Origin of the sequence: Micromonospora sp. RL09-050-HVF-A (genome assembly GCF_019374995.1) — a bacterium.
GTDB classification, from domain to species: Bacteria; Actinomycetota; Actinomycetes; order Mycobacteriales; family Micromonosporaceae; genus Micromonospora; species Micromonospora antibiotica.
Window position 1 is genome coordinate 2,982,698 of the sequence record NZ_JAGKQP010000002.1, and the last position, 25,042, is coordinate 3,007,739.

Below are 25,042 nucleotides of genomic sequence, written 5' to 3' on the forward strand. Positions count from 1 at the left end.
CCCATATCGGTGTCCGGATTTCACCCCGGCGTACGGGTCAGAAACCCAGCTTGCGCAGCTGCTTCGGGTCCCGCTGCCACTCCTTGGCCACCCGCACGTGCAGGTCCAGATAGACCCGGGTGCCGAGCAGCTCCTCGATCTGCTTGCGGGCGGTGGTGCCGACCTCCTTGAGCCGGCTGGCCCGGTGGCCCAGCACGATCGCCTTCTGGCTGGGCCGCTCGACGTAGACGTCGGCATAGATCTTCATGAGCTGACCCTCGGGGATCATCTCCTCCACCACCACGGCGATGGAGTGCGGCAGCTCGTCGCGGACCCCCTCCAGGGCCGCCTCCCGGATCAGCTCGGCGACCAGCACCTGCTCCGGCTCGTCGGTGAGCATGTCGTCCGGATACAGCTGCGGCGACGGCGGCAGGTAACCGGTCATCACGTCGACCAGGGTGTCCACCTGGTGCCCGGAGACCGCGCTGACCGGCACCACGGCGGCGAAGTCGGCCAGCTCGCTGACCGCGAGCAACTGCTCGGCCAACCGCCGCTTGTCGACCAGGTCGGTCTTGGTCACCACCGCGAGCACGGTGGCCTTCAACTCGCTCAACTCGCCGCTGATGAACCGGTCGCCCCGACCCACCGGCTCGTCGGCCGGAATGCAGAGGCCGATCACGTCGACCTCCGTCCAGGTGGTGCGCACCAGGTCGTTGAGGCGCTCACCGAGCAGCGTCCGGGGCCGGTGCAGGCCGGGGGTGTCGACCAGGACCAGCTGCGACTCCGGCCGGTGCAGCACCGCGCGGATCACGTGCCGGGTGGTCTGCGGCTTGTTGGAGGTGATCGCGATCTTGGTGCCGACGATGGCGTTGGTCAGCGTCGACTTGCCGGCGTTCGGCCGCCCGACGAAACACCCGAAACCCGCCCGGTACGGCCGCTGCTCCACGCCGGTCACTCGACCACCGTGCCGAGGACCGTGCCATCCGGGGCGGCCACGTGGATCGGCGCGTCCGCAGCCAGATCCCGCACCGCCGCGTGCCCCGCCCCGTCCAGGGTCGACGCCTCGGTCACCACCGCCGCCGCCTCCAACCGGCTCGCCCCCGCCGCCGCCGCCGAGGCGACCGCCAACTGGAGCGCCGTGACGGTCAACGAGGGCAGCGAAACGCTCGCCGCAGCGTACGTCCGGCCGTCCTGGTCGCGGACCGCCGCGCCCTCCACGGCAGCCACCCGGGCCCGGGCGCCACGGGCCAACACGACCAGCTTGCCGTCCTCGGCGCTCAACTCGGCCGGATCGGACGGGGTGGGCCGGGCGGCCGGCACGGCGGGTGTCTCAGGCATCGGCGGGTTGCCTCTCCTCGGTGCTGTTCTGGTTGTCACGGGAATCGGGGCCCCCGGTCGACGGCACCCGGCTGACCAGCACGCTGTCGATCCGGTTACGTCGGCCGGTGGTGCCCTCGGCGACCAGCTTCAGGCCGGCCACCTCGGCGTCGGCACCCGGGATCGGCACCCGCCCCAGGGCCTGCGCCAACAGGCCACCGACCGTCTCCACCTCGTCGGTGGGCAGGTCGGTGTCGAACAACTCGCCCAGGTTCTCCACCGGCAGCCGGGCGGTGACCCGGACCGCACCGTCGGCCAGGTGCTCCACCGGCGGGCGCTCGACATCGTACTCGTCGGTGATCTCACCGACGATCTCCTCCAGGATGTCCTCGATGGTGACCAGGCCACCGGTGCCGCCGTACTCGTCGACGACGATGACCAGGTGGTTGCGGGCGGCCTGCATCTCCGACAGCAGGTCGTCGACCGGCTTGGACTCCGGCACGAACGTCGCCGGTCGCATCAGCTCGGCCACCGGGGTCTGGTGCGCCCGCAGGTCACCACCCCGGGTATGCCGGATGAGGTCCTTGAGATAGAGCACACCGAGCACGTCGTCGACGCTCTCCCCGATCACCGGGATGCGGGAAAACCCGGAACGCAGGAACAACGCCAACGCCTGGGAGAGGGCCTTGCCCTCCTCGATCCACACCATCTCGGTGCGCGGCACCATCACCTCCCGGGCGATGGTGTCGCCGAGCGCGAAGACCGAGTGGATCATCTGGCGTTCGCCGTGCTCCACCACCCCCCGCTGCTCGGCCAAGTCGACCAGCTCCCGCAGCTCCACCTGGGTGGCGAACGGCCCCTCCCGGAAACCGCGCCCCGGGGTGACCGCGTTGCCGATCAGGATCAGCAGCGAGGCCAGCGGGTTGAGCGCCCGGCCCAGCCAACGCACCAGCGGCGCCACCGCCCGACCCACCGCGTACGCGTGCTGCCGGCCCAGGGTGCGCGGGGCCACCCCGACCACCACGAAGCTGACCACCGTCATCGCCCCGGCAGTCACCAGCGCCGCCCGCCAGCCCGCGCCGAAGCTGTCCACCGCCACCAGGGCGACCAGGGTGGTGGCGGTCAGCTCCGCGAGCAGCCGGAGCAGCAGCAACAGGTTGAGGTGGCGGACCACGTCACCGGCGACGGCCTGGAGGGTACGCGCGCCGCGCGCCCCGTCGCGGGCCAGCTCCGCAGCCCGCGCCGGGGAGACCGCGGCCAGCGCGGCCTCGGTCATCGCGATCAGGCCGGCGAGCACCACCAGCCCGGCCGCGAAGAAGATCAGCTGAAGATCGGGAAGGCCGGCGGTCGGGCCGGCCGCGACTATGTCCATCACCGCGACCGGGTCGACCGCCAGCTGGCCAGCAACCGGGCCTGGAGGGCGAACATCTCCCGCTCCTCCTCCGGCTCGGCGTGGTCGTAGCCGAGCAGGTGCAGCACCCCGTGCACGGTGAGCAGGTGCAGCTCGTCGGCGGCGGTGTGCCCGGCGGTGGCCGCCTGCTTCGCCGCCACCTCCGGGCAGAGCACGATGTCACCGAGCAGGGCCGGCTCACCGCTGGCCGGGGCGCTCTCCCCCGGGCCGTGGTCGACGCTGCCCTCGTCCATGGGGAAGGCGAGCACGTCGGTGGGGCCGTCACCGCCCATCCAACGATGGTTCAGCTCGGTCATGTAGCCGATGTCGACAAGCAACACGGACAGCTCGGCGAGCGGGTTGACCCCCATCTCGTCGAGGGCGTGCCGGGCCACGGCGAGCACGGAGTCGGTGTCGACCTCGACACCGGACTCGTTGGCGATCTCGATGGACAACTGTCTTCCTCTGGTTGGTTAGCGGCGGCGGCCGGCCCGGCCGCCCTGGGCGGTCCGCCCCGGCACGGCGTGCACGCCCTGCGCCTGCTGGTTCTCCCGCTCGTCCCAGCGGGCGTACGCGTCGACGATCTCCCCGACCAGCCGGTGCCGGACCACGTCCGCGCTGGAGAGCTGGGCGAAGTGCACGTCCTCGACGTTCACCAGGATCTCCCGGACCACCCGCAGCCCGCTGGCCGTCCCACCGGGAAGGTCCACCTGGGTGACGTCACCGGTCACCACGATCTTGGAACCGAAGCCCAGCCGGGTGAGGAACATCTTCATCTGCTCGGGCGTGGTGTTCTGCGCCTCGTCCAGAATGATGAAAGCGTCATTCAAGGTCCTACCCCGCATATAGGCCAGCGGCGCGACCTCAATCGTGCCGGCGGCCATCAGCTTCGGGATGGACTCCGGGTCGAGCATGTCGTGCAGCGCGTCGTAGAGCGGGCGCAGGTACGGGTCGATCTTCTCGTTCAGGGTGCCCGGCAGGAAGCCCAGCCGCTCGCCCGCCTCGACCGCCGGCCGGGTCAGGATGATCCGGCTGACCTGCTTGGCCTGGAGCGCCTGGACGGCCTTCGCCATCGCCAGGTAGGTCTTGCCGGTGCCGGCCGGGCCGATGCCGAACACGATCGTGTTGGCGTCGATCGAGTCGACGTACGTCTTCTGGCCCAGCGTCTTGGGGCGGATGGTGCGCCCGCGCCGGGAGAGGATGTTGAGGGTGAGCACCTCGGCGGGCCGCTCGGTGCCGCCCTGTTCGAGCATGCCGACGGTACGCCGGACAGCGTCAGTGGTCAGGGTCTCGCCCTTCTCGATCAGTTCGAGCAGCTCGCTGAAGAGGCGCTCGGCGAGAGCATTGTCCGCGGGCGCACCGGTGATGGTGATCTCGTTGCCACGGACGTGCACGTCACTGGTGACCGAACGTTCGACGAGTCGCAGGATCTCGTCGCCCGCGCCGAGCAGGTTGACCATGATCTTGGCATCGGGAACCGTGATCCTGGTCTGCACCCGGGGCGGGCCGGGAGGTGGGGTGCCGGTCATAGGTCGGGCCGTGGGGCCCTGCGCCACCTGCTTCCATCTCGCGCCGTGCCCTGCTGGCACGGCGTGCGGACGATACGCCTATCGTATCCGCTCCGCACCGGCGGCACCGCGTCGAATTTCCCGGCCCGGTCGCCCGGTCAGGCCCGGAAGTCGTACCGGTCGAAGGTCTCCTGGTGACGGGTGAAGCGGTAGGTGGCCCAGTGCATCGCGACCACCGTGCCGTCAGCGTCCCGGGTAAGCCGCAGCAACTCCCCGACCTCCCGCCCGGCGACGGTCCGGAACACGTCAGGCGACTGCGGGGTCGACGCGAAGACCGCTGGGGGCCGGCCCACCGGATCGTCCGCGCCCCGGGCCCGCAGCGTCCCCTCGTGCCAGCTGAAGACGTACTCGAATCCCTCGCCCCACCAGCGGCCCAGCACCCCGCGCAGCGGCTCCGGCGCGCCCGGGCCCGGACGCCACGGCGGGATGTCCGCCGGGTCGTGCTCGGCGGCGGCGGCCAGCAACCGGTGCGGCAGCTCCAGCACCTGCGCCGCCGTGCCCGAGGAGGCGAGCACCGCGCAGCCCATCGCGCCGGCCGTGCCGTCACCACCGCGCCGGCCGTAGACCCCGGCCAGGAAACCGGGCATCGCACCGTCGTGCCCCACGTGCACCACCCGGTCCGGGTACGGCACCAGGATCAGCCCGAGCCCGAAGCCGGCCTTCCAGGCCGTCTCGTCGGTGGTCGTCACCGGCCAGCGCATCTCGTCCAGGGTGGCCGGGGCGAGCACCGCCCCGGTCGGGTCCAGCGCACCCGGGTCGGCCAGGAACGCCGCCCACCGGGCCATGTCCGTCGCGGTGCTCCACAACTGGCCGGCCGGTCCGACCGCCCCGAAGTCGGTCGGCGGCTCCGGATGCGCCTCGTCGGAGTACGCGTCGACCAGGAACCCGGTCACCGCCTGCGACCCCGGGTCGACCGAGGTGTCGGCCAGCCCCAGCGGGGTGAGCACCCGGTCGGCGAGCACTTCCGCCCAGGTGCCGCCCCGCAGCGCGCCGACCAGCCGGCCGAGCAGCGCCATGCCCAGGTTGGAGTAGTGGTAGCGGCGGCCGGTGGGTAGGACCCGCTCGACCCGGACCAGGTCGGCGATCAACTCGTCCACCTGCGGCGCGCGCAGCGTGTCCCAGACGTCCCCGTACGGCTCCCGTTGCAGCCCGGCGGTGTGCGACAGCAACCGGCGTACGGTCAGCTCGCCGTGCGCCGGCAGGTCCAGGTGCCGGCCCAGCGGGTCGTCCAGGTCGAGCAGGCCGTCGTCGCGGCACTGCAACACCAGCACGGCGGTGAAGGTCTTGGTGACCGAACCGATCCGGAACCGGCTGCGCGGGCCGAGCACGGTGTCGTTGCCGGTGCCGCCGACCTCGCAGGTCCACAGCGGACGGTCGGCCCGGTGCAACGCCACCGCCAGCGCCGGCACCCGGGCCTGCGCCTGGACCTGCCGGACCAGCCGCGCCAACCGGTGGGTGGCGGCCGGGCCGGTGCCCGGTCCCGCCTCGGACGTCACACCGGTCTCCGATCGTCGACGACCGTCACGTCGCAGGCCGGGTCGCCGGCGGTGGTCACGCCTGGCCCCGGGCAGCCTCCGCAGGTCACGCCAGGTCCCGGGCCAGCATCGGTCCGAGCGGCGCGCCACCGAGCAGGTGGGCGTGCACGTGGAAGACCTCCTGCCCGCCGTACGCGCCGGTGTTGAACATCAGCCGGAAGCCGTCGCCGGTCAGCCCCTCGTCCTCGGCCACCGCGGCAGCCGTGGCCAGCACCTCACCGGCCAGCGCCGGGTCACCCTGGCCGAGCGTCGCCACGTCGGCGTAGTGCTCCTTGGGGATGACCAGCACGTGCACCGGCGCCTTCGGCCCGATGTCGCGGAACGCCAGGGTGCCGGCGGTCTCCTTGACGATGGTGGCCGGAATCTCCCCGGCGACGATGCGGCAGAACAGACAGTCAGCTCCCATCCCCCCACTCTAAAGACCACCCCCACCACCCCCACTCCCCACCACCCCCACTCCCGCCACCCCGACCCGCCCCATCCCCCGCCAGCCCACCCCACCCAGCCCAGCCCGCCGACCCCACCCAGCCCCGCCCCACCCAGCCTCGGCCAGCCCTCTCGTCCCGGTGATCAAGAGCTTTACGCCAATTTCAAGCCCCCAGATGACCCAAACCTCTTGATCACCAGCCACCAACGCCGAGGGTTGGGTGGTGGGCTCGGTGATCAAGAGGTTTAGGGCGGGATTGGGCTCGCGGATGACGTAAAGCTCTTGATCACGGGACGAGGGAGGTTGGCCGGGGCGAGGTGGGGCGGAGGTGGGGCGAGGGAGGGAGGGGAAGAGGGGGTTACCAGCGGGGGAGGCGGGTGGAGAGGACGGAGAGGGCGGCCACGCCGGCGGTGGAGGTACGCAGGACCGAGGGGCCCAACCGGACCGGGCGGGCGCCGGACTCGGTGAAGGCGGTCAACTCGGTCGGGGCGATGCCGCCCTCGGGGCCGACCACGAGGATGATCTCGCCGGTGGTCGGCAGCTCGACCGTGGTCAGCCGCTCCTCGGCCTCCTCGTGCAGGACGAACGCCGCGCCGGCCCCGGCGATCCGGCGGGCCACCGTGGCGGTGGACTCGTCCGGTGCTCCCGCCACCACCGGCAACCAGGCACGACGGGCCTGCTTGGCCGCCTCCCGGGCGGTCGCCGCCCACTTCTCCCTGGCCCGTACGCCCCGGTCGCCGCGCCACTGCACCACCGAGCGGGACGCCGCCCAGGGCACGATCTCGTCCACCCCGACCTCGGTCATCGCCTGCACGGCGAGTTCACCCCGGTCGCCCTTGGCGATGCCCTGCACCACGACCAGCCGGGGGACGTCCGCGTCGACGTACCCCCGGGAGGTGACGGTGAGGTCCAGGGTGCCCCGGCCGACGGCGGTGACCACGGCGGTGGCGGTGCCACCCCGACCGTCGGCGAGCAGCAGCTCCTCGCCGACGCGCAGCCGTTGCACGGTGGCGGCATGGTGGCCCTCGGGGCCGTCCAGGATGAGCTGGTCGGCGGTGGGCAGCGACTCGACCAGGAACAGCGGCGCGGACACGCCGATCAGGCTAACCGGCCCGGCCCCACCGCCCCGGACCGGGCCACCACCCGGACCAAGAAACCCAGACCGGGAAACCACCGGACCGGGAAACCGTCCGAGGGCCGAGCTGACCGGAGCCGGCCCGGGGTCAGGCGTGGCCGTTGAAGGCGTCGCGCATCCGGGAGAAGAAGCCGCCCTGCTTGCTCAGCTCGGCGACCTCCTCGCCCCGGGTCTTGGCGAAGTCCCGCAGCATCTTCTCCTGGTCGGCGTCGAGCTTGGTGGGGGTACGCACGTCCAGGTGGACGTAGAGGTCACCCCGGCCGGTGCCCCGCAGGTGCGGTACGCCCCGGGCGCGCAGTCGCAGCGTGCTGCCCGGCTGGGTGCCGGCCTTGACGTCGACCGTCTCCTCGCTGTCGAGCGTCTTGATGGTCAGTCGGGTGCCCAGCGCGGCGGCCGTCATCGGGACGGTGACCCGGCAGTGCAGGTCGTCGCCCTTGCGGGAGTAGACGTCATGCGGGCGCTCGTGGATCTCGACGTAGAGGTCACCGGCGGTGCCGCCGCCCGGGCCGACCTCACCCTGCTGGGCGAGCCGGATCCGCATGCCGTCCTCGACCCCGGCGGGGATCTTGACGGTCAGCGAGCGGCGGGTCCGCACCCGGCCGTCGCCGGCACAGGTCGGGCAGGGGTGCGGGATGGTGGTGCCGTAGCCCTGGCAGACGGTGCACGGGCGGGCCGACACCACCTGGCCGAGGAAGGTCCGCTGCACCGACTGCACTTCGCCCCGGCCCCCGCACGCCTCGCAGGTCGCCAGGTGGGTGCCGGCTGCGGTGCCCGCCCCGGAGCAGGTGGTGCAGAGCACTGCGGTGTCGACGGTGATTGGGGCCTCGACGCCGAAGGCGGTCTCGTGCAGGTCCAGTTCCAGCCGCAGGATCGCGTCGGCTCCGGGGCGGGTACGCGGGCGCGGACCGCGCGCCCCACCGGCCGCACCACCGAAGAAGGCGTCCATGATGTCCTGGAAGCCGACGAACGGGCCGGCCCCACCGGGGCCGCCCGGGCCTCCGGCGCCCCGCCGCCCGGGGCGAGCGGGTCGCCGCCCAGGTCGACGATCTGCCGCTTCCGGTCGTCCGAGAGGACCTCGTACGCGGCGTTGATGTCCTTGAACTTCTCCTGTGCCTCCGGGTCCGGATTGACGTCCGGGTGGAACTGCCGCGCCAGCTTGCGGTAGGCGCGCTTGATCTCGTCATCGGAGGCTTCCCGGCCGACGCCGAGAATGCCGTAGTAGTCCCTGGCCACTGCGTTCCGTGTCCTCATGTTCGTCTCGCGTTGCGCCGGTCGGCGGCCGGAGCCGGCCGTCGGCCCTGACTGGTCAGTTCTGGGCCAGCAGCTCGCCCACGTAGCGTGCCACGGCCCGCACCGTGGCGATGGTGCCGGGGTAGTCCATCCGGGTCGGGCCGAGCACGCCCAGCCCACCGACGATGGTGCTGCCGGGGCCGTACCCGGTGCTGACCACCGAGGCGGCCCGCAGGTTGTCGACCTCGTTCTCGTCGCCGATCAGCACCCGGGTGGTGCTCGGTTCGGCCTCGCCGATCAGCTTGAGCAGGACGACCTCCTCTTCGAGCGCCTCCAGGATGGGTCGCAGCGAACCCTGGAAGTCGAGCAGGCCGCCCCGGGTGAGGTTGGCGGTGCCGGCGAGCGCCAACCGCTCCTCGGTGCGCTCGACGAGGGTCTCCAGCAGCACCGTGGACAGGGTGGTCATGGCCCCGCGCAGGTGCGGCGCGGACTCCTCGACCAGCGCCTGGACCAGCGGTGGGGTGTCGGACAGCCGACTGCCGACCAGTTTCTCGTTGACCAGCCGACGCAGGTCGGTGACGTCGTCGGCGGGGACCGGCGTGGGCAGTTCGACCAGCCGCTGCTCGACCCGCCCGGTGTCGGCGATCATGACCAGCATCAGCCGGGTGGTGGAGATCGGCACCAGCTCCAGGTGCCGCACCGACGAGCGGGCCAGCGACGGGTACTGCACGACGGCGACCTGCCGGGTGAGCTGCGCCAGCAGCCGTACGGTGCGGTGCACCACGTCGTCGAGGTCGACCGCGCCGACCAGGAACCGCTCGATGGCCCGACGTTCGGCGGGGCTGAGCGGTTTGACCCGGGAGAGCCGGTCGACGAAGAGGCGGTAGCCCCGGTCGGTGGGCACCCGGCCGGCGCTGGTGTGCGGCTGCCGGATGTAGCCTTCCTCCTCCAGCACCGCCATGTCGTTACGGACGGTCGCCGGGGAGACCCCGAGCTGGTGCCGCTCGACGAGCGTCTTGCTGCCGACGGGCTCCTGCGTGGCGACGTAGTCCTCGACGATCGCCCGCAGCACGGCGAGTTTGCGGTCGTCGAGACCCATCTCCCACCTCCTGTCGCACGGCGACCGGACTTCTGACGCGTCCGGCGAGCGCTCTGGCACTCGACTGTAGCGAGTGCCAGTCTACGACGGCAGTACCGCCGCTGCGTTGATCAACGACGGACCGTCGGTGCGACCGCCCCGGTGGGTTGCCGGCGTGGCCGCTGACCGAATGTCGAGGCCAACCTCACCAGTGTCGCTCTGGTGCACCCTTGCCAGCAGCCCCTACCGTGACGGGCATGACTGAACCACCTCGCCCGCCCGGCGCGGGGGACGGCTACCCGCCGGACCCGAACGCTGGCCAGGGCTCGCCATATGAGCCGCCCACCGCACCACTGTCCGGGGCACCGGGTGCAGGCGGGTATCCCCCGCCCGGCGGGTATCCGCCGCCCACCGGTGACCAGCCGCCGTCGGGTGGCTACGGCCCGCCGGGTGGCTACGGCCCGCCGGGTGGCTACCCCCCGGCCGGTGGCGGATATCCGACCGCCGGCGCGTACGGCGCCCCGACCGGTGGATACGCCAACAGCGAGGACAAGACCTGGGCGCTGGTCGCGCACTTCGGCGGGGCCGCCGGCGCGCTGATCAGCCTCGGCCCGCTCGGCTTCGTCGCCCCGCTGATCGCCTACCTGGTACGCGGTCAGCAGTCGCCGGCCGTCCGGGCGCAGGCGTTGGCCGCGCTGAACTTCCAGATCCTCTGGTCGATCATCGCGTTCGTGCTGCTCTTCGTGAGCTGGTGCCTGCTCTTCCTGCCCAGCATCGCGGTCGTGGTGATCCAGATCCTGTTCGGGATCATCGCCGGCATGAAGGCCAACGAGGGTCAGGCCTACCGCTACCCGATGTCCACCAGTTTCATCAAGTGAACCCCGGCCGGCCGCTCCCCCGGCCGGTCGGGCACCACCGCCGGCCCCGGCCCGCCCCGCTGCGGTGCGCGGCGGGCCGGCGGGGCCACGCTCAGGGCAGCAGGTCGCGGACCACCGCGTCGGCCAGCAGCCGGCCCCGCAGGGTGAGCACCGACCGCCCCTGCGGGTAGGCCACCGGGTCCAGCAGCCCGTCGGCGAGCGCACGGGCGGCGGCGGCCCGGCCCGCGTCGTCCAGCACGTCCAGCGGCAGCCCGGAGGCGAGCCGAAGCCGCAGCATCACGTCCTCCATGTGCGCCTCGGCCGGGGTGAGGATCTCCCGGGCCAGGCCGGGCGAGTGCCCGGCGGCGAGCCGTTGCGCGTACGCGCTGGGGTGTTTGACGTTCCACCAGCGCACCCCGCCGACGTGGCTGTGCGCCCCCGGGCCGAGGCCCCACCAGTCGGCCCCGGTCCAGTAGAGCAGGTTGTGCCGGCACCGGCCCGCCTCGCTGCGGGCCCAGTTGGAGACCTCGTACCAGGAGAACCCGGCCGCGTCGAGGGCGGCCTCCGCCGCCAGGTAGCGGTCGGCCGCCACGTCGTCGGAGGGGTACGGCAGCTCGCCGCGCCGCATCCGGGCGGCCAACCGGGTGCCGTCCTCCACGATCAGGGCGTACGCGCTGACGTGGTCGACCCCGGCGGCGACGACCTGCTCCAGCGAGGCGGCGAAGTCCTCGGCGCGCTCCCCCGGCGTGCCGTAGATCAGGTCCAGGTTGACGTGGTCGAACCCGGCGTCGCGGGCCTCCCGGGCGGCCTCGGCGGCCCGGCCGGGGCGGTGGGTCCGGTCGAGGACCGCCAGCACCCCGGCGGCGGCGGACTGCATGCCCAGCGAGATCCGGGTGTAGCCGGCGGCCCGCAGGGTCTTCAGCGACTGCGGGGTGACCGACTCGGGGTTGGCCTCGGTGGTCACCTCGGCGTCGGCGGCCAGTCCCCAGGTGCGGTCGATGCCGTCCAGCAGGCGGGCCAGGTCGTCGGCGGGTAGCAGGGTGGGGGTGCCGCCGCCGACGAAGACCGTGTCGACCCTCGGTGGCGGGGCGTCGCCGAGCACCCGGGCGGCGAGCGCCAACTCGGCGAGCACGGTGTCGGCGTACGACTCCCGGCTGACGCCTGCGCCCAGCTCGGCGGCGGTGTAGGTGTTGAAGTCGCAGTAGCCGCAGCGGCTGGCGCAGAACGGCACGTGCAGGTAGACGCCGAAACCGCGCGCGCCGACCTCCCGCAGGGCGGTGGTGGGCAGTGCGCCGTCGACGGGAACGGTCTCACCATCTGGAAGGACGCCGGGCATGGCCACTAGTGTGCCCGGCATGACCTCTCCCGACCGACTCGTGCGGGTCGCCACGGCCCGTGGGGTGACCACGCTCACCCTGGACAGCCCGCACAACCGCAACGCGCTGTCCACGGCGCTGATGACCGAGCTGCTGGCCGGGATCGCCGCGGCGGTCGCCGACGACGCGGTCCGGGTGGTCGTGCTGGACCACACCGGTCCGGTCTTCTGCTCCGGGGCGGACCTGAAGGAGACGGCGGCGGCGTACGCCAGCGGGTCGGTGCCGGCCGGGATGCTCGGTGACGTGCTGGTGGCGGTGCGGGAGTGCCCGAAGCCGGTGCTGGCGAAGGTGGCCGGGCCGGCGCGGGCCGGCGGTCTGGGCCTGATCGCGGCGGCGGACCTGGCGGTCTGCGCGCAGGAGGCGACGTTCGCCTTCACCGAGGTGCGGATCGGGGTGATCCCGGCGGTGATCTCGGCGACCGTGCTGCCCCGGCTGCATCCCCGGGCCGCTGCCGAGCTGTACCTGACCGGCGACACCTTCGACGGTGGGCGGGCCGCCGAGGTGGGCCTGGTGACCGCCGCCGTGCCGGCCGCCGAGCTGGACGCGGCGGTGGCCGGGTACTGCGCGTCGCTGGTCCGGGGGGCGCCGGGGGCGTTGGCCGGGACGAAGGAGTTGCTGCGCCGACCGCCGGCCACGGACCTGCGGGCGGAGATCGCCGACCTGTCCGCCCGCTCCACCGGTTACTTCCTGTCGGCCGAGGGCCGCGAGGGCGTGGCGGCGTTCCGCGAGCGGCGGGACGCCGCCTGGGTACCGACGGATTGAGCTGGTTTCTTCCGATTCCGTGCGGGAACGTGAACCGGTCGACCGACCCGGGGTCCCCGGATGACGACGTAGGCTGGCTCCGACCCTGAAACAGGAGGTGCGGGTGCGGACACGGACATTCGTGGCAGCCGGTGTCGTGGTGGCGTTGTTCGCCATCGTCGGGGGCTGGGGAGTCCGTCAGTTCGACGGGGAGCTTCGGCTCCCCATCGCGGGCCGCAGTTGCACCGTTCAGGCCGACGGCACCGTGAAGCTCGACGCCGACCAGATGGCCAACGCGGCCACCATCGCCGCGATCGGCATGCAACGGCAGATGCCCGAACAGGCCGTGGTGGTCGCCCTGGCCACCGCCTACCAGGAGTCGGGGCTGCGCAACCTCACCCACGGTGACCGGGACTCGCTCGGCCTCTTCCAGCAGCGCCCCAGCCAGGGTTGGGGCACCCCGGAGCAGATCCGCGACCAGCGGTACGCGGCGACCCGGTTCTACAAGGCGTTGAAGAAGGTGCGCGGCTGGGAGCGGATGGAGGTCACCGACGCCGCCCAGGCGGTGCAGCGGTCGGCGTACCCGACGGCGTACCAGAAGTGGGCCGACGAGTCCCAGGTGCTGGCGCGGGCCCTGCTCGGCGAGGCGACCGGCGCCGTGGCCTGCACGGTGGGGCGTACCCCGGTGATGCGCGGGCAGGCGGCGGCGGCTGAGCTGACCCGTGGCCTGACCCTCGACTGGGGTCTGCCCGACGCCGGGGCGGTGGCCGAGCTGACCGACGTGACGGTGCCCGCCACGGACGTCCGCGACGGCTGGCGGTACGCGCACTGGTTGGTCTCGCACGCCCCCGACCACGGGGTGAAACGGGTCCGCTTCGACGGTCTGGAGTGGAGCGCCGACAACGGCCGGTGGGCGAAGGTCTCCGACGGCCGGCCGACCGAGGCGAGGGTGCTGGCCGAGGTCTTCGCCGACCGCGCCTGACGGGTCGACGGGCCGGTGCGGTCAGCCGGCGACGTTCAGCCGGCGACGCACCTTCTCCCGGGTCGATTCGGGCAGGTCGGGGACGTCGAGCAGCCGGGGCAGCAGTTCCGGTTCCAGGCTGGTGGCCCGGAACACCTCGCCGATGGTGACGCCGTGCGCCGGCCGGTCCACCACCTCGACCGGGTCGCCCGCGCCGACCTCGCCGTCGCGCAGCACCCGCAGGTACGCCCCGGGCATGGCCCGGACGGTGAACCGCTTGATCAGGTCGGGCACCCCCCAGAAGCCGGCGAAGGTCAGGCACGGGGTACGCGGCTTGGTGACCTGGAGCAGCGCCGACCCGACGGCCCAGCGTTCGCCGATCACCGCGCCGGTGACGTCCACCGCCCAGGTGGTGAGGTTCTCCCCGAAGCCGCCGGGGCGGATGTCGCGGCGCAGCTCGGCCGACCACCAGCCGGCGTCCTCCTGGGCGTAGGCGTAGACCGCCTGGTCGGGGCCGCCGTGCTGGGCCCGCTCACCGATGAAGTCACCGACCACCCCGTCGGCGCGCAGCAGCACCGGGCCGTCGACCGGCCGCTTGTCGATGCCGCTGCGTCCGCTCGCGTCGCCCGCCCACTGCGCCTGCGTCACCACGCCGAGGTTCACCGCCGCCACCCTGCCCGTCATGGCCCCAGGGTACGGCCGGGCGCGGGTGGTCACCGTCCCGGCTCAGCCCTTGACCGCACCGGCGACCAGACCGGAGACCATCCGCCGCTGCACCAGCAGGAAGAAGACGATCACGGGGAGGGTGAACAGGGTGGAGGCGGCCATCACCGATCCCCAGGCGGTGTCGTCCCGGCCGAAGAAGAACGTCATCGCCACCGGCAGGGTGTAGCGGCTCTGGTCGTTGACGAAGGTCAGCGCGAAGATCAGCTCGTTCCAGGCGGTGATGAAGGAGAAGATGCTGGTCGCCACCAGGCCCGGCGCGACCAGTGGGAAGAGGACCTTCCGGAAGATCTGCGACCGGCTCGCCCCGTCGATCGCGGCGGCCTCCTCCAGCTCCTTGGGCACCGCCGCGACGAAGCCGCGCAGCATCCACACCGCGAACGGCAGGGAGAAGCCCAGGTAGGTCAGGATCAGGCTGGGCAGGGTGTTGTAGAGGCCGAGCCGCTGGATCATCAGAAACAGCGGGATGACCAGCGCCTCCAGCGGGATCATCTGCACCACCAGCAGCAAGATCAGGAAGGTGGTCCGCAGCCGGAACCGGAACCGGGCCACCGCCGTCGCGGCCAGCAGCGCCACCAGGCCGCTCAGCACGACCGTGCTCACCGCCACCAGCACGCTGTTGAGCAGGAAGTCGCCGAAGGTCACGCCCGGGATCAGGTTGCCGGTGAGGATCTCCCGGTAGTGCTCCAGGGTGGGGTGTGCCGGCACCGGCCGGGGGGTGGCCGAGAAGATCTCCCGGTTGGGCTTCAGCGAGGTGGCGACCATCCAGTAGACCGGGAAGACGGCGAAGAGCGCCACCAGCAGGCCCGCACCGTTGAGGGCGACCTTCTTCACGACTCGTCCTCCTGCCTGAGCACCATCCGGACGTACAGGCCGGTCACCAGCAGCAGGATAAGCGTGAGGATGACCGCGATGGCCGAGCCCACGCCGTACCTGGGCGGTGGGGAGAACGCCTCGGCGTACGAGTAGATGGCGAGCATGAACGTCGGCCGGTCCTGGGTGCCGCCGGCCAGGACGAACTGCTGGGTGAAGACCTTGAAGTCCCAGATGGTGGAGAGCACCACCAGGATGCCGAAGACCGGCCGCAGCAGCGGGAAGGTGATCTTCCAGAACACCGTCCACGGGCCGGCCCCGTCGACCCGGGCCGCCTCGTGCAGCTCGCTCGGCACGCTCTTGAGCCCGGCGAGCACGCTCACCGCGATGAACGGGAACGAGTGCCAGACCACCACCAGGGTCAGGATCGCGAAGAACAGCAGCGGCGAGTTGAACCAGCCGTAACCCGACCAGTCGGTGCGGCCGAAGAGCGCCTGCGACAGCCCGTCGGGCAGGGCGTTGAACGCCCAGGTGACCAGGCCGGAGGTGTCATCGAAGATCCATTTCCAGACGATCGTGCCGGTCAGCGCCGGGGTGGCCCAGGCCAGCATCACGCAACCGGCCACGAAGGTGGCCATCTTCCGGCCGAGCCGGTGCAGCAGCAGCCCGACCAGGGTGCCCAGCACCATCGTCAGCAGCACGTTCGCCGCGGCGAAGAGCACCGTGTTGCGCAGCACCGTACGGAAGAACGGGTCGCCGAGGATCTGGGTGTAGTTCGCCAGCCCGACGAACGGCCACTCCCGGTCCCCGCGCAGCTGCCGGACGTTGTCGAGCCGGAAGAACGACATCGTCACCACCTGACCCAACGGCCAGAGCAGCAGCACCCCGATCACGACCAGGCAGGGCAGCAGGAGCAGGTACGGCAGGCGGTCCACCCGGGACCGTCGCCGCGCGGGGGTCTCCCGCGCGGCGTCCGTCCGGGTGTGCTCGGTCAGCATGCTCACTTGGCGTTGAGGATGCTTTCCATCTCGGCGGCGGCGTCACCGGTGGCCTGCTCGACCGATTTCTGCCCCTTGATGACCGAGCTGTTCATCGCCTGGGTGACCGTCTTCGTCCGGCTGACCTCCACCCACTTGGGGGTCAGCGGCGTCACCCGGGTGCGCTGCATGGTGCTGGCGAACGCCGACATCAGCTTGTCGTCGGCGTAGTTCCCGCCCTGCACGAGGTCGGCGTAGACCGGGAAGAACCCCAGGCTGCCGGCGAAGGTCTGGGCGTTCTTCTTGTTCAGCAGCACGGTCAGGTAGTCCCAGGCCAGGTCCTGCCGCTTGCTGTCGCGCCACAGGGCGATGTCCGAGCCGCCGGCGAAGGCCGGGGCCGGCCTGCCGTCCGGGCCGGGGATCGGGAAGGTGCCCCAGACCTTCTCGATGTCGGGGTTGTCCTTCTTGATCGCGCCGGCCTGCCAGCTGCCGGCGAAGGCCATCGCCGCCTTGCCGGTGGCGAACTGGGTACGGGCGTCGATCTCGTTCCATCCGGCGGCGGCGGGCGGGGCGACCTTGTGCACGGTCACCAGGTCGGTCCAGAACTTCACCGCCTGCCGCGCCTGCGGGCTGGTGTAACCGGACTTCCAGGTGCCGCCCTGGTCGGTGGCGATCTCGCCGCCGGCACCCCAAAGGAAGGAGTAGAAGGGCAGCTCGGAGTTGCCGGGCAGGGCGATGCCGTAGGTGCCGGGCTTCTTGGCCTGCACCGCCTTGGCGACCGCGACCAGGTCGTCCCAGTTCTTCGGCGGCTGCACGCCGGCCTCGGCGAACCAGTCGGTGCGGTAGTAGATCGCGCGCACCCCGGCGTACCAGGGGACGCCGTACTGCTTGCCGTCGAGTTGCGCGTTGCGCACCAGGTCGGGCAGGACGTCCTTGCCGTCGGCCCAGCTGCCGAACCTGCCGGAGACGTCGGCGAGGGCCTCCTGGGCCGCCCAGCCCTGGGTCTCGGTGTTGCCGAGTTCGGTGACGTCCGGGCCCTCGCCGCCGGCGAGCGCGGCCTGGAACTTCTTCGGCGCCTCCAGCCAGGGTATGTACTGGACCACCACGTCGGTGTCGGGGTGCCGCTGCCGGAACTCGGTCTCGACGCCGTCGAGGAACGTCGTCTGGGCGTCGCTCCCCTCGCCCATCATCCAGACCGTCAGCTTGCTGTCGTCGGCGGCTTCGTCGTCGCCGGAACCGCCGCAACCGGCGAGCACCATCGCGGCCGAGGCCACGATGGCGGTGACCGGGGCCAGCCGTTTCCACCTGTTCACGCCACTTCTCCCTCGCGCTGTCCGGCATTTACCTTCTCAGCCGCACCCTAGTAGGAAAATTTCCTTTACGACAGGGGTGGGTGCCGCCCCGCGCGAGCGGACCGTCGACGGCACGGCGGCGGACGGCGGGGCGTTCGGCGAGGCGACCGTATCGCAGGCGGGGGCCGCTCTGGCAGGCCCCGCGACGACCCGTCGGGATCGATGGTCACCATCCGGACGAGCGGATGCCCGCCCCCGAACCGGGGGCGGGCATCCGCTGAGTTGGTCCGTGCCGGCCGGTCACCGACCGACGGGCGGGGTCACCGGTGGCTGACGCCCCGACGACGACCCACACCGGCCACCAGGGCCACGGCGATGGCGGCGAGGACGACCTGCACCAGCAGCTCGGTCCAGTCGATGCCGGCGGTCTGAGTGGCGATGCCCATCGCCCGGGCCAGCACGGTGCCCAGCAGCGCGGCGCCCACACCGATCAGCATGTGCAGCCAGATCGGCATGTTCTGGCGGCCCGGCACGACCAGGCGACCCAGAGCGCCGATGATGAGACCGACGACGAGCGCGGTGATGATGCCCCAGACGGTGAACTCCACGGCCGTCCTCCTTCAGTAGATATGTCGTTGGTGAGTGTTTGTTGCTGTGGTGATCGATAGGTTCCCGAAGCGGAGAATTTCCAAACCGACTCCGGTAACGATCTGGTCTAGACCGCCCGCCACCGGCGACGACCCCCGGCCGCCCGGCCCCGTACGCCAGCGGGCGCCCGACCCCGTGGGGGTCGGGCGCCCGCTCAGCGGTGCCGCTTGACTTACCGGTGGGTGACGCTGCGGCGGCGACCCACACCGGCCACCAGGGCCACGGCGATGGCGGCGAGGACGACCTGCACCAGCAGCTCGGTCCAGTCGATGCCGGCGGTCTGAGTGGCGATGCCCATCGCCCGGGCCAGCACGGTGCCCAGCAGCGCGGCGCCCACACCGATCAGCATGTGCAGCCAGATCGGCATGTTCTGGCGGCCCGGCACGACCAGACGGCCCAGAGCGCCGATGATGAGACCAACAACGAGCGCGGTGATGATGCCCCAGACGGTGAACTCCACGGTCGCCCTCCTCCTGAAGATTGAGTCACACGGTATGTGTGGTTCCTGTCGTGACAGCTAGATTCCCGACCCGCCGGAAAACCAAACCGACTCACCACCACACATGTCGCCGCACGTCGATCGAACACCGCTGCGTCGGTTCGCCGGCCGTCGATGTCCGTGCAGCTCAGGGCACTCGCGCCAGCCCATCCGGCAGCGACGCCGGGGCGGAAAAATTCGTCCGTACGACACCGGGGCGCGCATGCCGACGGCCGGCGGCCCGGTCGGAACACCGGGTCCGCCGGCCGTCGTGGGACACCTGGACCGGCCGTGCCGCGCGGGCGCGGCCGAGCCGACGGGCCGGGCGTACGCGCCCGCTGCGGGCGGCTACTTCTTGCCGGCCGGCTTGGCGTCGCCGGAGTCCGAGGAGAGCGCGGCGATGAATGCCTCCTGGGGCACCTCCACCCGGCCCACCATCTTCATCCGCTTCTTGCCCTCCTTCTGCTTCTCCAGCAGCTTGCGCTTACGGCTGATGTCACCGCCGTAGCACTTGGCCAGCACGTCCTTGCGGATGGCGCGGATGGTCTCCCGGGCGATCACCCGACTGCCGATGGCCGCCTGGATCGGCACCTCGAACTGCTGGCGCGGGATCAGGGTGCGCAGCTTCGCCGCGATCGTGGTCCCGTAGTTGTACGCCTTGTCCTTGTGCACGATCGCGCTGAACGCGTCCACCGGCTCACCGTGCAACAGGATGTCCACCTTGACCAGGTCGGACGCCTGCTCGTCGGTGGGCTCGTAGTCCAGCGAGGCGTAGCCCTTGGTGCGGCTCTTCAACTGGTCGAAGAAGTCGTAGATGATCTCGGCGAGCGGGAGGGTGTAGCGCAGCTCCACCCGGTCGGCCGAGAGGTACTCCATGCCGAGCAGGCTGCCGCGCCGACCCTGGCACAGCTCCATCACCGCGCCGACGTAGTCGTTCGGGGTGAGCACGCTGGCCCGCACCACCGGCTCGTACACCTCGGCGATCTTGCCGGTGGGGTACTCGCTCGGGTTGGTCACCACGATCTCCTGGCCGTCCTCGGTGATGGCCCGGTAGACCACGTTCGGGGCGGTGGAGATCAGGTCGAGGTTGTACTCCCGCTCCAGCCGCTCCCGGATGATCTCCAGGTGCAGCAGGCCGAGGAAGCCGCAGCGGAAGCCGAAGCCGAGCGCCCCGGACGTCTCCGGCTCGTAGTCGAGCGCGGCGTCGTTGAGCTTGAGCTTGTCCAGCGCCTCACGCAGGTTGGGGTAGTCCGAGCCGTCGATCGGGTAGAGGCCGGAGTAGACCATCGGCTTGGGGTCCTTGTAGCCGCCGAGCGCCTCGGTGGCCGGCCGGGCGTTGATCGTGACGGTGTCACCGACCCGGGACTGCCGGACGTCCTTGACACCGGTGATCAGGTAGCCCACCTCGCCGACGCCGAGCGCGTCGGCCTTGACCATCTCGGGCGAGATGACGCCGATCTCCAGCAGCTCGTGCACGGCGGCGGTGGACATCATCTTGATCCGGTCCCGGGCGCTGATCCGGCCGTCGATGACCCGGACGTAGGTGACCACGCCCCGGTAGACGTCGTACACCGAGTCGAAGATCATCGCGCGGGCGGGCGCGTCGGCGTCACCGACCGGCGGGACGAACTGCCTGACGATCTCGTCGAGCAGGTACGGCACCCCGTCACCGGTCTTGCCGGAGACCCTGATGCAGTCGGCCGGGTCGCCGCCGATCAGGTGGGCCAGCTCCTCGGCGTACTTCTCCGGCTGGGCGGCCGGGAGGTCGATCTTGTTGAGCACCGGAATGATCTTGAGATCGTTCTCCAGCGCCAGATAGAGGTTGGCCAGCGTCTGCGCCTCGATGCCCTGGGCGGCGTCGACCAGCAGCAGCGCCCCCTCACAGGCGGCCAGCGACCGGGACACCTCGTAGGTGAAGTCCACGTGGCCCGGGGTGTCGATCATGTTGAGGACGGCCTGCTCACCCGTCCGCTCGCCCTCGCGGATGGTCCACGGCATTCGGACGGCCTGGCTCTTGATGGTGATGCCGCGCTCGCGCTCGATGTCCATCCGGTCGAGGTACTGCGCGCGCATCTGCCGGGGATCGACCACGCCGGTCAGCTGCAACATCCGGTCGGCCAGGGTCGACTTCCCGTGGTCGATGTGGGCGATGATGCAGAAGTTCCGGATGCGCGCCGGGTCGGTGGCACCAGGAGCGTTCGCGCCGGGATCGAGCGTCGGTGGCACAGCGGTCCGTTCTGGTCGGCTGACGGGAGCGGGCCGACGCACGCCGGCCCCCTCTATGCTCCCACGTCGCCGCGAACCCGGTCCGATCACTCCTGGGGTACCCGGACCGGACCCGACGCGGCAGGGCCCGGCGGGGTGCACTCCTCGGCCACCTCGACGGAGAGGGCGGGCCCGGCGGGGTTCACTCCTCGGGCGGCTCGACGAAGAGGGCGGCGAGCTTCGGCAGCCGACGGCGGGCCTCCTGCTCGTCGTCGAAGTCCCAGAAGTCGTTCAGGTCGGGCACCGGCACCCGGTCCCGCTCCGCCGGCAGGTCGGTGGCGGTCGCCTTACGGTAGGCGTCCCACGGCACCGCCAGCATGTCCTCGCACTCGAACTCCTCACCGCTGAGCGCCGCCGACCGGACCCGGGGCACCTCGGCCAACGAATCCGGCGCGGTCACCGCGGCGGCGAAGACCGCCCGCCCCTGGGTCATCAGCCAACCCCGGAAATACTCGAACCCGTCGTCGGAGCAACCCCCGTTGATCAGGTACGCCGCACCCCACAGGTCGACCCGGTAGGAAGCGGCAAGCACCCGCTGCTGGTGGTGCGCGTACCCGACGATGTCCTGCGGGGTGCGTTCGGCGAGCAGCGCGACCGCCCGGGCGGCGACCGCGCCGGCCTCGCCCCGCCCCCGGCCCGGGCCTGGTCGATCAGCTGCCAGAAGTCGTCGGTCCTCATGGCCTGGAGTCTCCCAGACCCCCGCCGGCACCCGGTCGACGCCGGGCCACCGTCGTCCCGGCCGGGGCGCACGCGCCGCGCGGGTCGGCGGTGCACCCGGTTCGGCCCGACCGGGCACGATGGTGGGGTGTCCACGACGCCGCCGCCGTACCACCGCACCGCCGTGCGGCCCGACTGGCGGGAGCTGCCCGCCGGCCTGCGGGACGCGGTCACCGCCCGGCTCGGTGCGCCGGTGGTCACGGCCCGGACCGCGACCGCGGGCTTCACCGGCGGCTTCGCCGCCGTGCTGGAGACGGCAGCCGGCACCCGGGTCTTCGTCAAGGCCGCCGAGTTGGCCCGGCAACGCCACCTGGCCGACTGGTACGCCCGCGAGCTGGCCGTCCTCGCCCGGCTGCCGGCCGGCCTGCCGGTCCCCCGCCCACGCTGGGCGCTCGACGCGGCCGGTTGGTACGCGGTCGGCCTCGACGCCCTGGACGGGCGGACGCCCCGCCTGCCCTGGGACCCGGCCGACCTGGCCGCCGTGCTCACCGGCTACGCCGAGGTGGCCGCCGCGCTGGTCGACCCGCCGGCCGCACTGACCGCCCTCGGCCTCCCCCGGCTGGCCCAGCTGGCCCGCGACGACATCCTCTGGTGGGGTGAGGTGGCCGCCGGCCGGGAGCCGATGCCCGCACTGCCCCCGGCGGCCCGCGACCGGCTACCCGACCTCGTCGCGCTGGAGTCCCGGCTGCCCGGCTACGCGGCAGCCGCACCCGGCCTGGCCCACGGTGACCTGCGGCTGGACAACGTGCTGCTCGACCCAGCCGGGCGGGCCTGGTTCTGCGACTGGAACTGGCTCTGCCACGGCCCCGCCTGGTTCGACCTGGCCGGCCTCCTGATCACCGGGTACGGCGACCGGGTGGACCTGGATGCGGCCTTCGCCGCCCACCCGGCGGCGGCCGACGCCCCGCCCGACGCCCTGGACGTGACGCTTGCCGCCCTCTGCGGCTACTACCTCACCGCCGCCGGCCCACCCTCAGCCGCCGCCTCCCCGCCGGCTGACGCTCTCCCGCCGATTGGCGGCCCCCCGCCGGCTGGCGGCCTCTCAACGGTCGCCGGCTCCTCAGCGGCTGATTGCCTCGCGGCGGCCAGCGGCTCTCCACCGGCCGGGGGCTCCCCACCGGCCGGGGCTACCCGGCGGCTGCCCAGGGGGCGGGCGGCCCGGGGCGGCGGGCCCGTCCGCGCTGCTGGGAGTGCATCGACGGTTCAGCGGGGAGCAGGCTCTGCGCTGGCTCGCCGCCCGGCAGGGCTGGTGGTGACCACCTGCCGTGCCGGGCTGGCCGGTCCGGGCGGGGGTGGGGCGTTTTGGCTCGTCCGGACCGACCTGGTAGCCTGGCTTTTCGCGTGGCGATGACGCATGCTCGTCGCGCGCGGTAATGCAGACCAAACCGAGCTATCAAGACGAGGCTGTCGCGTGGCGAACATCAAGTCCCAGATCAAGCGCAACCGGCAGAACGAGAAGCGCCGGCTGCGTAACAAGTCGGTCAAGTCGTCGCTGAAGACCGCCATCCGGAAGTTCCACGAGGCTGCGGAGGCCGGTGACGCCGAGAAGGCCACCGCCCTGATGCGTGACGCCGCCCGCAAGCTCGACAAGGCCGCCAGCAAGGGCGTCATTCACGCCAACCAGGCGGCCAACCGGAAGTCGGCCATCTCGAAGCGCGTCGGCTCGCTCTCGGCCTGACCGAGCGACCCAAACCCGACCGTAGGCCCCGGAGCAGTGCTCCGGGGCCTACGGCTTCGTACTTTCCGGGCCTCGACCCGTCGTCCGCGCTGCCCTGACGAGTCAGGTCTACCCGGGAGAGACGAGCGGCGAGTCGCGTCTACCCGTGGGAGACGGGCGGGGCGGCGGGTCGGGTCTACCTGCGGGAGACGGGCGGGGGCGGCGAGTCGGCCGGCTCCCAGCGGGCAGGTGCGGTGGTGACCATCGCGCCCGGCAGGGCGTAGGGCACCCGGGCGCGTCCGACCACCGGCTCGACCTGCCGCCGGAACCGGTCCCGCTCCTGCTCCGGCACCAGCGCCGCCGAGTGGACCACCCGCTCGGCGACCTCGTCGTTGAGTTTCACCATGACCGCCACCGCCATCGGCAGCACCGGCACCGCCCACCAGTTGACCAACTCGGCCAGGGCAAGAAGCACCGCGAGCGCCACCGCCCCCTCGAAGAAGAGGAAGCAGAGCACCCCACCCGGGTTGACGAAGCGCAGGCCGAGCAGCCGGGCGTAGAGCGGTCGGTAACGCTGGTCGTCCGCCGGCACGGTCGACCAGCCCGGCCGGCCGTGCCCCGTCACCGGGCGGGTGGTCCCGCTCACCGGCCGGTGCACGCCATCCACCTGCCGCAGGTGGCCGGCCGCCGGGCGGATCGGGCCGGTCACCGGGCGGTGCCCTGCCGGGCGGCGGCGACCGAGAAGACCGCCTTCTCCAGGGCGTACGCCCGGTCGTCGGCACCGCCCTTGACCGCCGCGTTGCACTCGGCCGCCGCCCGCATCGCCTCGACCAGCCCTTCCGGTGTCCAGCCCCGGGCCCGCTGCTGGGCATTCTTGATCTTCCAGGCGGGCATGCCGAGGGTGCTCGCCAGCTGGTACGGATCGCCCCGGCCGGCGGCTGCGACCCGGGCCACCGTCCGGACCCCGTCGGCGAGGGCGTCGGCGATCGGCACCGGGTCGACCCCGACGTGCAGCGCCCAGCGCAACGCCTCCAGCGCGGCGGGGACGTCGCCGATCATGGTGGCGTCGGCGACGGTGAAGCCGCTCACCTCGACCCGACCCCGGTAGTAGCGGGACACCGTGTCCGCGCCGATCCGCCCATCCGTGTCGGCGATCAGCTGGGAGCAGGCGGCGGCCAGCTCCCGCAGGTCGGTGCCGACGGCGGCGATCAACGCGTCGGCCGCGTCGTCGGTGCACCTGCCACCGCCCCGGCGGATCTCGTCGCGGACGAAAGCCACCCGCTCGCGGTGCCCCTTGAGCTTCGCCGCCGCGATGACCGTCGCCCCGGCGGCGCGCAGCCCGTCGGCGAACGCCTTGCCTTTGCCCCCGCCCAGGTGCAGCGCCACCAGTTGGACGTCCGGGTCGGGGTTCTTCGCGTAGCCGAGCAGGGCGGTGACCAGGTCCTTGCGGGCATCCTGGGCGGACCGCAGCACCAGCACCCGCCGCCCGCCGAACAACGACGGGCTGAGCATCTCGGCGATCTCGCCGACGGCCAACGCCCCGGCCTGGTATTCCCGGACGTCGACCTCGGGGTCGACGCTACGGGCCTTCGCCACGGCTTCGCTCACCGCGCGCGTGGCGAGCAGCTCCTCGTCGCCGAGGACGAGCAGAATAGGAGCAAGGTCGACGCCGGTCACGTCGCTCATCTTGGCACGCTCGGCGGCTGATCGTGCCTGCTCGTCGACGGCTGCGACGGCCCACCCCGCACTCAGCGCAAATATAGACATTTACCTTGATTGTCGGGCAGTGGGCGCAATATGGCTCTGATTCCGGATTTCCCTTCACCTTCGTCCGGCCTGCCCCGGGCTGGCCAGCCGCCCACCCCACCAACCGGGGCA

The 25,042-nt window shown here is 72.1% G+C and carries 23 protein-coding genes and 3 pseudogenes; 5 read left to right on the plus strand and 21 right to left on the minus strand.

Annotated elements, in window-relative coordinates; genetic code table 11:
• Nucleotides 1-37 precede the first annotated feature (37 nt).
• The 10 genes and pseudogenes from era to hrcA all read right to left on the minus strand — a co-directional run bounded on the left by era (nt 38) and on the right by hrcA (nt 9,680).
• Complete coding sequence (era, locus tag J7462_RS12795) at nt 38-934, minus strand: GTPase Era (protein ID WP_208570104.1); 897 nt, start codon at nt 932-934, stop codon at nt 38-40.
• Nucleotides 931-1,317 carry a cytidine deaminase gene (locus J7462_RS12800; RefSeq protein ID WP_208570105.1) on the minus strand — a complete coding sequence of 129 codons (387 nt, stop codon included), beginning with the start codon at nt 1,315-1,317 and terminating at the stop codon, nt 931-933. The genes era and J7462_RS12800 overlap by 4 nt, the downstream gene beginning before the upstream one ends.
• A complete protein-coding gene (locus tag J7462_RS12805) occupies nt 1,310-2,692 on the minus strand; it encodes a hemolysin family protein (RefSeq protein ID WP_219470287.1) in 1,383 nt (460 codons plus the stop codon). The genes J7462_RS12800 and J7462_RS12805 overlap by 8 nt, the downstream gene beginning before the upstream one ends.
• The gene (ybeY, locus tag J7462_RS12810; RefSeq protein ID WP_208570106.1) at nt 2,668-3,141 is read right to left on the minus strand and encodes an rRNA maturation RNase YbeY; all 474 of its coding nucleotides are present in this window, start codon (nt 3,139-3,141) and stop codon (nt 2,668-2,670) included. The genes J7462_RS12805 and ybeY overlap by 25 nt, the downstream gene beginning before the upstream one ends.
• 18 nt (nt 3,142-3,159) lie before the next feature.
• Nucleotides 3,160-4,215 (minus strand): PhoH family protein, encoded by a 1,056-nt coding sequence (locus J7462_RS12815; RefSeq protein ID WP_219464275.1) that lies wholly within the window; start codon nt 4,213-4,215, stop codon nt 3,160-3,162.
• 137 nt (nt 4,216-4,352) lie between these two features.
• A complete protein-coding gene (locus J7462_RS12820; protein WP_219464276.1) occupies nt 4,353-5,750 on the minus strand; it encodes a serine hydrolase in 1,398 nt (465 codons plus the stop codon).
• 85 nt (nt 5,751-5,835) lie between these two features.
• Nucleotides 5,836-6,195 (minus strand): histidine triad nucleotide-binding protein, encoded by a 360-nt coding sequence (locus J7462_RS12825; protein WP_219464277.1) that lies wholly within the window; start codon nt 6,193-6,195, stop codon nt 5,836-5,838.
• 379 nt (nt 6,196-6,574) lie between these two features.
• Nucleotides 6,575-7,309, minus strand: a complete 735-nt coding sequence (locus tag J7462_RS12830; protein WP_219464278.1) for a 16S rRNA (uracil(1498)-N(3))-methyltransferase — start codon at nt 7,307-7,309, stop codon at nt 6,575-6,577.
• Between the two features lie 130 nt (nt 7,310-7,439).
• Nucleotides 7,440-8,584 (minus strand): annotated as a pseudogene (dnaJ, locus tag J7462_RS12835) (molecular chaperone DnaJ).
• 73 nt (nt 8,585-8,657) lie between these two features.
• On the minus strand, nt 8,658-9,680 hold the full coding sequence (gene hrcA, locus J7462_RS12840; protein WP_208570111.1) for a heat-inducible transcriptional repressor HrcA: 1,023 nt from the start codon (nt 9,678-9,680) through the stop codon (nt 8,658-8,660).
• A 236-nt stretch (nt 9,681-9,916) separates the two neighbouring features.
• Between hrcA and J7462_RS12845 the strand changes: the two genes are divergently transcribed.
• Nucleotides 9,917-10,537 carry a DUF4870 domain-containing protein gene (locus J7462_RS12845; protein ID WP_219464279.1) on the plus strand — a complete coding sequence of 207 codons (621 nt, stop codon included), beginning with the start codon at nt 9,917-9,919 and terminating at the stop codon, nt 10,535-10,537.
• A gap of 91 nt (nt 10,538-10,628) precedes the next feature.
• On the opposite strand, the gene hemW is transcribed toward J7462_RS12845, so the two are convergent.
• Nucleotides 10,629-11,852 (minus strand): radical SAM family heme chaperone HemW, encoded by a 1,224-nt coding sequence (gene hemW, locus J7462_RS12850; RefSeq protein WP_219470289.1) that lies wholly within the window; start codon nt 11,850-11,852, stop codon nt 10,629-10,631.
• 19 nt (nt 11,853-11,871) lie between these two features.
• Between hemW and J7462_RS12855 the strand changes: the two genes are divergently transcribed.
• Nucleotides 11,872-12,654, plus strand: a complete 783-nt coding sequence (locus tag J7462_RS12855) for an enoyl-CoA hydratase-related protein (protein ID WP_219464280.1) — start codon at nt 11,872-11,874, stop codon at nt 12,652-12,654.
• A gap of 97 nt (nt 12,655-12,751) precedes the next feature.
• Nucleotides 12,752-13,615: a hypothetical protein gene (locus J7462_RS12860; RefSeq protein ID WP_208570114.1), complete on the plus strand. Its 864-nt coding sequence runs from the start codon at nt 12,752-12,754 to the stop codon at nt 13,613-13,615.
• A gap of 21 nt (nt 13,616-13,636) precedes the next feature.
• On the opposite strand, the gene J7462_RS12865 is transcribed toward J7462_RS12860, so the two are convergent.
• From J7462_RS12865 to J7462_RS12900, 8 genes and pseudogenes are all read right to left on the minus strand, one after another.
• Nucleotides 13,637-14,278 carry an MOSC domain-containing protein gene (locus J7462_RS12865; RefSeq protein ID WP_219464281.1) on the minus strand — a complete coding sequence of 214 codons (642 nt, stop codon included), beginning with the start codon at nt 14,276-14,278 and terminating at the stop codon, nt 13,637-13,639.
• Nucleotides 14,279-14,320: 42 nt separating this feature from the next.
• Nucleotides 14,321-15,151 carry a carbohydrate ABC transporter permease gene (locus J7462_RS12870; RefSeq protein ID WP_219464283.1) on the minus strand — a complete coding sequence of 277 codons (831 nt, stop codon included), beginning with the start codon at nt 15,149-15,151 and terminating at the stop codon, nt 14,321-14,323.
• Complete coding sequence (locus J7462_RS12875) at nt 15,148-16,134, minus strand: carbohydrate ABC transporter permease (protein ID WP_219464285.1); 987 nt, start codon at nt 16,132-16,134, stop codon at nt 15,148-15,150. The genes J7462_RS12870 and J7462_RS12875 overlap by 4 nt, the downstream gene beginning before the upstream one ends.
• A complete protein-coding gene (locus tag J7462_RS12880) occupies nt 16,131-17,420 on the minus strand; it encodes a sugar ABC transporter substrate-binding protein (RefSeq protein ID WP_219464286.1) in 1,290 nt (429 codons plus the stop codon). Before J7462_RS12880 ends, J7462_RS12875 begins: the two co-directional genes overlap by 4 nt.
• Nucleotides 17,421-17,719: 299 nt before the next feature.
• Nucleotides 17,720-18,007: a GlsB/YeaQ/YmgE family stress response membrane protein gene (locus J7462_RS12885; protein WP_208570119.1), complete on the minus strand. Its 288-nt coding sequence runs from the start codon at nt 18,005-18,007 to the stop codon at nt 17,720-17,722.
• 212 nt (nt 18,008-18,219) lie between these two features.
• Nucleotides 18,220-18,507, minus strand: a complete 288-nt coding sequence (locus J7462_RS12890; RefSeq protein WP_219464287.1) for a GlsB/YeaQ/YmgE family stress response membrane protein — start codon at nt 18,505-18,507, stop codon at nt 18,220-18,222.
• A 366-nt stretch (nt 18,508-18,873) separates the two neighbouring features.
• Nucleotides 18,874-20,751 (minus strand): translation elongation factor 4, encoded by a 1,878-nt coding sequence (lepA, locus tag J7462_RS12895; RefSeq protein WP_219464288.1) that lies wholly within the window; start codon nt 20,749-20,751, stop codon nt 18,874-18,876.
• Between the two features lie 181 nt (nt 20,752-20,932).
• Nucleotides 20,933-21,468 (minus strand): annotated as a pseudogene (locus J7462_RS12900) (DUF4240 domain-containing protein).
• Here J7462_RS12900 and J7462_RS32195 point away from each other — a divergent pair.
• Both J7462_RS32195 and rpsT read left to right on the plus strand, forming a co-directional pair.
• Nucleotides 21,467-22,468: pseudogene (locus tag J7462_RS32195) on the plus strand (phosphotransferase family protein); the annotation flags it as partial. The pseudogenes J7462_RS12900 and J7462_RS32195 overlap by 2 nt on opposite strands.
• Before the next feature lie 450 nt (nt 22,469-22,918).
• Nucleotides 22,919-23,185 carry a 30S ribosomal protein S20 gene (gene rpsT, locus J7462_RS12910; RefSeq protein ID WP_067311213.1) on the plus strand — a complete coding sequence of 89 codons (267 nt, stop codon included), beginning with the start codon at nt 22,919-22,921 and terminating at the stop codon, nt 23,183-23,185.
• A gap of 175 nt (nt 23,186-23,360) precedes the next feature.
• Here the strand turns inward: rpsT and J7462_RS12915 are convergent, their stop codons facing one another.
• Together J7462_RS12915 and holA are read right to left on the minus strand one after the other, a co-directional pair.
• Nucleotides 23,361-23,789: a hypothetical protein gene (locus J7462_RS12915; protein WP_208570149.1), complete on the minus strand. Its 429-nt coding sequence runs from the start codon at nt 23,787-23,789 to the stop codon at nt 23,361-23,363.
• A gap of 80 nt (nt 23,790-23,869) precedes the next feature.
• A complete protein-coding gene (gene holA / locus J7462_RS12920) occupies nt 23,870-24,850 on the minus strand; it encodes a DNA polymerase III subunit delta (RefSeq protein ID WP_208570124.1) in 981 nt (326 codons plus the stop codon).
• Nucleotides 24,851-25,042 lie beyond the last annotated feature (192 nt).

Coding starts and splice junctions, on each gene's coding strand:
- J7462_RS12800 (WP_208570105.1), bottom strand. CDS start 1,317: ATGCCTGAGACACCCGCCGTGCCGGCCGCCCGGCCCACCCCGTCCGAT.
- J7462_RS12815 (WP_219464275.1), bottom strand. CDS start 4,215: ATGACCGGCACCCCACCTCCCGGCCCGCCCCGGGTGCAGACCAGGATC.
- J7462_RS12825 (WP_219464277.1), bottom strand. CDS start 6,195: ATGGGAGCTGACTGTCTGTTCTGCCGCATCGTCGCCGGGGAGATTCCG.
- hrcA (WP_208570111.1), bottom strand. CDS start 9,680: ATGGGTCTCGACGACCGCAAACTCGCCGTGCTGCGGGCGATCGTCGAG.
- J7462_RS12845 (WP_219464279.1), top strand. CDS start 9,917: ATGACTGAACCACCTCGCCCGCCCGGCGCGGGGGACGGCTACCCGCCG.
- hemW (WP_219470289.1), bottom strand. CDS start 11,852: ATGCCCGGCGTCCTTCCAGATGGTGAGACCGTTCCCGTCGACGGCGCA.
- J7462_RS12855 (WP_219464280.1), top strand. CDS start 11,872: ATGACCTCTCCCGACCGACTCGTGCGGGTCGCCACGGCCCGTGGGGTG.
- J7462_RS12865 (WP_219464281.1), bottom strand. CDS start 14,278: ATGACGGGCAGGGTGGCGGCGGTGAACCTCGGCGTGGTGACGCAGGCG.
- holA (WP_208570124.1), bottom strand. CDS start 24,850: ATGAGCGACGTGACCGGCGTCGACCTTGCTCCTATTCTGCTCGTCCTC.